Here is a 7,343-nt window from a genome sequence, read left to right on the forward strand (position 1 = left end):
ATACATGGACGAACCGCGAAGGCGCGGAATATATGTACTTTAATAACGTGGAAACTCGCCCAGGTGTAGGCTATCCACGTAATTGGGAAGACCAAGAAAAATGGAAGGGTGGCTGGACGCTAGATAACTCCGGTAAATTAGCTCTTTCTACAGGTTCTAAAACAAATCGTTTGATGAAATTATTCTTCCATCCTGAACAACCAGAATTGAAGGATTACTTCGAACCTTGGACTTACGACTATGAAACATTGATTCATGGCGGTCGTAAAAATAACCAACCAGTTGCTCGTCCTCGTTCTCTTGTAACGAAACAAAAAATGGAAGTTACTTGGGGCCCTAACTGGGATGACGATTTGGCTGGTGGTCAACATGCTCGCTCTGATGTGAACTTAACTAAGATGGGTCAAGATATCGTATTTGATTATGAAGAAGTATTCATGCGCTACTTGCCACGTCTTTGTAACCACTGTTTGAACCCTGCATGCGTAGCTGCATGTCCATCTGGCGCGATTTATAAACGCGATGAAGATGGTGTAGTTCTTGTATCTCAAGATGTATGCCGCGGTTGGAGACATTGTGTTCCATCTTGCCCATACAAAAAAATCTTCTATAACTGGGAAACTAATAAAGCTGAAAAATGCGTATTCTGTTACCCACGTTTGGAAAATGGTTTGCCTCAAATCTGCGCTGAAACATGCGTAGGTCGTATGCGCTATGTTGGTGTCGTATTCTACGACATGGACAAAGTGGAAGAAATGGCAGCTACGAAAAATGAACAAGACATTTACGAAAATACAGTTGAGTTAATCTTAGACCCTCATGATCCTGAGGTTATTAAAGCGGCTCGTGAGGAAGGTATCTCCGAAGCATGGATTAAAGCAGCTCAAAAATCTCCTGTATACAAACTTGTTAAAGAATGGGGCGTGGCTTTGCCATTGCATCCTGAGTATCGTACATTGCCAATGGTTTGGTATGTGCCACCACTTAGCCCAATCTTGCAACGTGTAACATCTGATGTATATTTGCCAGATGCACATGAAATGCGCGTGCCTGTACAATATTTAGCTAATCTGTTTACAGCAGGTAATACAGACATCTTAGCTCGCACATTGCAACGCGTCTTGGATATGCGCGAATACATGCGTCGTCGTGAAATAGGTGGAGAACCTATCGATCACAACGTAGATTTAACAGAAGACCAAATGTATGCTATGTACAAATTGTTGGCCTTGTCCAAATACAATGATCGCTTTGTGATTCCAACTGATGTTAAAGTATCTCGCGAAGGTCGTCTAGAAATGCAACAAAATCGCGGCTTTGCTTGCCCGACAGGGGGATGTCAATAATGAAGGATGCTCAAAAAATCGCTCTTATTGCGTCATTTCTTCTACGCTACCCCGATGAACAATGGTATAACGAATTACCTGAATGGAGAGAGGACGCGCAATCCGTTGGGCATCCTCAACTTCGCCAAGGTTTATTGGAGTTCTTTGACTATGTAGAGGAAACTAATAAAAAAGAATTCGAAGATCAATATGTTCGTACCTTTGATTTTAGTCAAAATACAACTATGTATTTGTCGACCTATGAGTTACAAGGTACAGGGGAACAAGCAGAAGAACTCGTTAAATTTAAAGCTTTCTTCTTTGAAAATGACTATGATTTGCCAAAAGAAATGCCGGACTATATTCCAGCACTTCTCGAACTCTGTGCCGTTATCGATGAAGATAAAGCAAAAGAAATTTACGATTATTGTAAGCCAAAATTGGAATACATTAGAGAACGCTTGATCGAGGCTAAACTGCCTTATGCATTCTTGTTTGATATTATCTTGTCTGTTGCAAATGGATTGGAGGACGGTGCACGATGAATCTATTTCTTTGGGGCGCATTGCCTTACATCGCATTCACCTTCTTAATCGTAGGTACCTTGGTTCGTTTCTTCTATTTTGAAAGAAACTGGACTACAAAATCGAGTCAATTTTTAGAGAAAAAACAATTGCGCATCGCTAATCCATTGTTCCACTTTGGCTTACTATGCGTTATCGGTGGTCATGTAGTAGGTGTATTAATCCCTAAAACTTGGACTGCTGCTATCGGTATTAATGACCATATGTATCATCAAGGTGCGTTATATATGGGTGCTGTAGCGGGTCTTATCTTTATCATTGGCTTCTTGCTCTTGATGAAACGCCGCTTTACAGTAGCTGAGTTGAAAGCTAACACATCTCGCCTAGATAAATGGTTATACTTATTCTTAACATTAGCTATTTTTAGCGGTATGGCCGGTACGTTACTAAACGCATCAGGATTCTTTGATTACCGCGTATCCATCGGTCCTTGGTTCCGTAGCTTATTAGCATTTATGCCGGAACCATCCTTGATGGAAGGGGTACCATTTATGTTTAAATTCCACATGTTTGCGTGGATGGCGGTGGCAATCATCTTCCCATTCAGCCGTTTGGTACATTGCTTGAGTGCTCCACTCAACTACTTAACACGTCCGTTCATCGTATATCGTAAACGAGACGAAAAATAATTAGGATGATGATTGATTTGCATGCCCTTCTATAATAGGACAAATTAATCCTTAGCTCCTTGTATTGGTGAAAGCTTATGCTGACTAGTACAAGGGGCTTTTTGTTTGAAAATGTTATTTTTTGTTTTAAGCTGAATCAAAATACTAATGATAATCAAAATACTAATGATAATATATAAGGTTGCTATATATAGTATTACAATTAAAGTTGAATAGCATTCTAATTTAGAATTATTCTTATAATGAATGCTACCTATCTAATATAAGTAATCTACAAATTTCGATTTAAATGATAAAATATATTAAGTAAATTAGATATTAAAGGTATTATTTTAGAGAGGTTTACAATGAATCAAGTGGAAACAAAACAGTATAAGAGTATTTACCATATCTTTATATGGATTGCGATCTTTGCATTAATTATGATCGGTTTATTGGAATGGGGCTACATTGAAAGCGGACGTGCTTTTGGTAACTATAAAGTCTATACAGGTCTTGTACCTTGGTGTGCTTGGATTGTGATGACTTATTTGGCAACTCGACCTAAATGGTTTACAAGCCGTTATAATTTGGGTGAAATGTTCAAGATTCACCGTGCGCTAGGTATTGCATCTGTAGCTGTTATTGGGTTTCATTTATACCTCTATTTTGGTAAAGCAGCTAAATCCATCCTCGGTTGGTGGGGTGGCTATGTGGCACTTACTTCCTTTGGTATTGGCACAATTTCTGGCCTTGCTTTCTTAACACCAAAATTGAGAACAGTAACTCCATCTAGCCGTAACATAGGTATCTGGCTTCATCGTTTAAACCTCGTTGCATTAGTAGCAGCATCCATTCATATTCATGGTTTTAAACGTATCTCTAAAATGGTACCATTCCTTCCAGTGTTTGATATTATTACCTATGGTTTGGTTATTTATTGCATCTATTTGATGTTTAAAAAGAAATAATAAAGCGTTAACCCCCTCTGCATATTGAGTTGCGGAGGGGGTTTTTATATGAACAAATGTAAATAAGGAGCAGTAAATAGTAAATAGTATATAGGTTGAAATATTTTTGAAAGAGACGGAATCAAATATAAAAATATCAAATTAATGTATGTATGATTATGAGATTGATATACATTTTCTCTTTACTGATATAGTGAAAATTGTTATTATTTCTATGTTGAGTATGATAATGATAATTACAGTCATTCGTTCATTATTATTTCATTATTTATTTTTTATTATTCTATTTATTGTGTGAGGTTTATCATGATTAAACGTAAAATGATTAGTGCTTTTGCAGTAGCAGCCATGATGGGTGTGGCTACAGCCTTTGCTGTTAATCCATTCTCCGATGTTCCGTCCGATAGCTGGGCATATCAAGCGGTAGATCAACTGGCTACAGCTGGTATTATTAATGGCTATCCTGATGGCACTTTCAAAGGACAAAATAACATTACTCGTTATGAAATGGCTCAAATGATTGCAAAAGGTATGGCTAACCAAGATCGTGCTAATGCAGAACAACAAGCATTATTAAACCGTTTAGCCGAAGAGTTCTCTAATGAGTTAAATACACTTGGTGTACGTGTAGCAAAATTAGAAGATCGCGTAGGTAATGTAAAAGTTACTGGTGATGCTCGTATCAATTACATCGGTAAAGAGGGCATTGATGGGTATGATTACGAAGATAAAATTACTACTCGTGTACGGTTAGGTCTTGATGCAAAGGTTAACAAAAACACTTCCGTTAAAGCTCGTATTACTACAGGCTCTATTGAATTAGGTGATAGCGCTAAAACAGCGCAAGCTAATTGGGATTTAGCCTATGTAGAGCACAAGTTTGGCAAAAATGTTGTAGTGGATGCAGGTCGTTACACTCAAAAATTTGGTGGCGGTCTCATTTATAACTCCAATTTTGATGGCGTTGGTGCTACAGCTAAGCTTGGTAAAAAGGTTACCTTAAATGGTGCTTATGGCTATATGACAGCAGGTCGTTTTGCTAAGACTAGCAGAGAAAATAATGGCGATGTGGGTATCGTGAATGCTAATGTCGCTGTAAATGAACACTTTAGTTTTGGTGGTATGCTCGCTCATGTTGGTACTGCTAATGTGCGTATGGGCAATGGCAAGAGAAATAATGATTTCGATAATGTATATGGTTTTAATGCAAAATACAATGTAGGTAAACTGGATGTTCATGGTGAATGGGTAAAAGCATCTGGCTTGAGTGATTCTGATATTTGGAATGTAGGTGCTAAATGGGGCAACTACAAAATTGATAAAAAGAACTCTTGGGTAGTAAGCTTAGATTACTACGATCAAGCTAAAAATGCACCGATCTTCAAAACACAAAAATATGAATCTAATGATTTACAAAAAACAACACGTTTTGAAGGGTATAAAGCTTGGGAGTTAGGTGCATCCTATGCGCCAGAGAAAAATGTTGGCATTAATGCATACTATGGCTTCAATGCTAAAACACAAGAAGGCAACCGAGTAAATGATTACTACCGTGCTGATCTTAACTTTAAGTTCTAGATTTAATTTAAAGAGTCAATACGAGAGTTAATTAATAAGTAGCTCTAAGTAGAATGCTATATTGTGAGAGTTTTATTAGCATGCTACATTAGACCAAACTAGATGTATACTTGTAGTTCGTATAAGAAATAGAGAGGTTTATTATGGCAGAAGTAGTAAAAAAACAGTACAAGAGTAAATACCATATTTTAATTTGGATTGCAGTATTATCCTTAGCTTTCATGGGTATGCTTGAATATGGTTATTTAGGCACAGGTAAAGGTCATTGGTTCTGGAAACTTCATCTTGGTCTAGTACCTTATGTAGCCTGGCTAGTGTTGACCTATATTGCGACAAGACCAAAATGGTTTGTGGCACGCTATAATCCTGCAGAGATGTATCAAGTGCATCGCATTGTGGGCATTGTTAGTGTTGTGATGGTTTGTATTCACTGGTATGTGTACTTTCTTAAAGCGTTAAAGAATCCATATGCTTTTTGGACTGGTTATGTATCAACTGCAGCGATGCTCATTGCATTAATATTTGGTATCTTATATTTGACGTCTTGGATTGGGAATATGTCCAAATCCGTTTCTCGCAAAACTGCAATCTGGATTCATCGTTTAAATTTAGTAGCTATCATTGCAGCAAATCTTCATATACATAGCTTTGGTCGAATCTCTAAAATGGTTCCATTTATGCCTGCTATCGATGTATTTACTTATGTGATAGTTATTTATTACATCTATTGGATGTTCAAACAAAAGTAGTATGTATTAGACATTATTTTTTTTTTGTAAAAGCTGGATAATCATATCATAAAAAGACCATCTCTATCCTTTATAGGGGGAAGAGATGGTCTTTTCTTTGCGTTTAGGATACAATAATATTATGAGTATATATGCTATAAATTGTGTAAGTATCAAGTAGATTTCAATGTATGATTCCGGTAGATATCAAGTATGAACCTAGTATATATTTTTACATGATTTGTCTATGGATATATATCGTTGTCATATAGAATCTCTTTGAATTTAATAAGCCTATATAGTGTTATGTTAATATCTGAATTATTGTCATAGGCTATGTTAAAGATAGGAAAGAAGGTCATTATGGATTCTTCTTGGAAACGAATTATATATCTAATCTGTACCATACAGGTTGGTGGGGGTATAACAATTATCGGTGTATTGTCGTTCCTTCCGTTGTTTTTAGCCGAACTAGGGCTTCATGATCCAGGGGAAGCCGCCATGTGGGCAGGACTTGTGTCTGGTGTGACCCCTTGTATGGTGGCACTTAGCGCACCTTATTGGTCGCGCAAGGCGAATCAACTAGGGCCGCGTAAGGTAATGATGTTCATCTTGTTTACCCTAATGGTTACAGTTGGAGCTTGTGCCTTTACACAAACTCCATTACAGTTATTAATCTTGCGAGTTTTACAGGGCGTAGTAGGCGGTTATGTACCGATTGGTTTGGCTATTATCATCCTTGTAACTCCTGAGGATAAGGTGCCTTGGGCGATGGGCCTATACCAAGCATCAATGGTTATGGGCCTCGTCTTTGGGCCCCTCATGGGTGGTTTGGCGGCTGACTTGTTAGGTTATCGTGCACCGTTCTTTGTATTTTCTGCCTTAACGGGGCTTTGTATGTTGGGAATCTATCTGCTAATGCCTAATCTACAGTTTAAGCATAAGGTAGATGCCAGCGAGTCGCAGATTTCTCTGATTAAATCCTTTTTAGTCATACCTCGAGTTCGTCTCTTGGTAGGACTACTGTTTTTATGTAATTTCGGTATTACTGGCATTGGCCCGATTTTACCACTATATATTAAGCACTATATGCACATGAATGATGAGTTTGTAGCTACTATCGTTGGCATAATCATCTTTGGTGCTGGTTTGTTTAGTGCTTTAGCATCAATCTCCATTAGTAAGGTAACAGAACGTTTTACCATGCCTCGTATTGTTTTTACGGCTACGTGGGCTGTAGGGACTCTGTTTATACTTCAATATGCAATGCCTAGCATATGGGGCCTTGGTATATTCCGTGCCATTGCAGGTTTCTTCATGGGTTTTGTTACCCCGATTGCGAATACGCTCATATCTAAGGCTGTTTCTATTGAGCGGCGCGGCATTGTATTTGGTGCTGTATCTAGTGTGGCTATGATGGGAAATGTATTGGGCCCTGTTATTAGTGGCATGATTGCTCGTACCTGTGGGTATGGTGCTGTATTTTGGTCTACGGCAGCTATATTCTTTGTAGCGGCGCTATTTATTTATCGCAGTTTAATTATTCCTA

Annotated in this window: 7 protein-coding genes; all 7 read left to right on the plus strand. The window is 38.1% G+C overall.

The window, feature by feature from the left end; translation table 11 throughout:
* Window positions 1-1,346, plus strand: a 1,346-nt coding sequence (gene narH, locus Q0507_RS03955; protein WP_298712732.1) for a nitrate reductase subunit beta, incomplete at its 5' end; no start/stop codon positions are given.
* The gene (narJ, locus tag Q0507_RS03960; RefSeq protein ID WP_298712735.1) at window positions 1,346-1,870 is read left to right on the plus strand and encodes a nitrate reductase molybdenum cofactor assembly chaperone; all 525 of its coding nucleotides are present in this window, start codon (window positions 1,346-1,348) and stop codon (window positions 1,868-1,870) included. The genes narH and narJ, both read left to right, overlap by 1 nt.
* Window positions 1,867-2,538: a respiratory nitrate reductase subunit gamma gene (gene narI, locus Q0507_RS03965; RefSeq protein ID WP_298712739.1), complete on the plus strand. Its 672-nt coding sequence runs from the start codon at window positions 1,867-1,869 to the stop codon at window positions 2,536-2,538. The genes narJ and narI overlap by 4 nt, the downstream gene beginning before the upstream one ends.
* 347 nt (window positions 2,539-2,885) lie before the next feature.
* On the plus strand, window positions 2,886-3,488 hold the full coding sequence (locus Q0507_RS03970) for a hypothetical protein (RefSeq protein ID WP_298712742.1): 603 nt from the start codon (window positions 2,886-2,888) through the stop codon (window positions 3,486-3,488).
* A 306-nt stretch (window positions 3,489-3,794) separates the two neighbouring features.
* A complete protein-coding gene (locus tag Q0507_RS03975) occupies window positions 3,795-5,066 on the plus strand; it encodes a putative porin (RefSeq protein ID WP_298712745.1) in 1,272 nt (423 codons plus the stop codon).
* Between the two features lie 143 nt (window positions 5,067-5,209).
* Entirely contained in the window at window positions 5,210-5,815 is a 606-nt protein-coding gene (locus tag Q0507_RS03980; protein ID WP_298712748.1) for a hypothetical protein, read from the plus strand.
* Between the two features lie 342 nt (window positions 5,816-6,157).
* A partial coding sequence (locus Q0507_RS03985) for an MFS transporter (protein WP_298712751.1) occupies window positions 6,158-7,343 on the plus strand: 1,186 nt, incomplete at its 3' end.

Source organism: uncultured Veillonella sp., from assembly GCF_938010505.1.
GTDB lineage: Bacteria > Bacillota > Negativicutes > Veillonellales > Veillonellaceae > Veillonella.

What these genes read in the sequence shown, in the direction of transcription:
- narJ (WP_298712735.1), top strand. Translation starts at nt 1,346, where the DNA reads ATGAAGGATGCTCAAAAAATCGCTCTTATTGCGTCATTTCTTCTACGC.
- narI (WP_298712739.1), top strand. Translation starts at nt 1,867, where the DNA reads ATGAATCTATTTCTTTGGGGCGCATTGCCTTACATCGCATTCACCTTC.
- Q0507_RS03970 (WP_298712742.1), top strand. Translation starts at nt 2,886, where the DNA reads ATGAATCAAGTGGAAACAAAACAGTATAAGAGTATTTACCATATCTTT.
- Q0507_RS03975 (WP_298712745.1), top strand. Translation starts at nt 3,795, where the DNA reads ATGATTAAACGTAAAATGATTAGTGCTTTTGCAGTAGCAGCCATGATG.
- Q0507_RS03980 (WP_298712748.1), top strand. Translation starts at nt 5,210, where the DNA reads ATGGCAGAAGTAGTAAAAAAACAGTACAAGAGTAAATACCATATTTTA.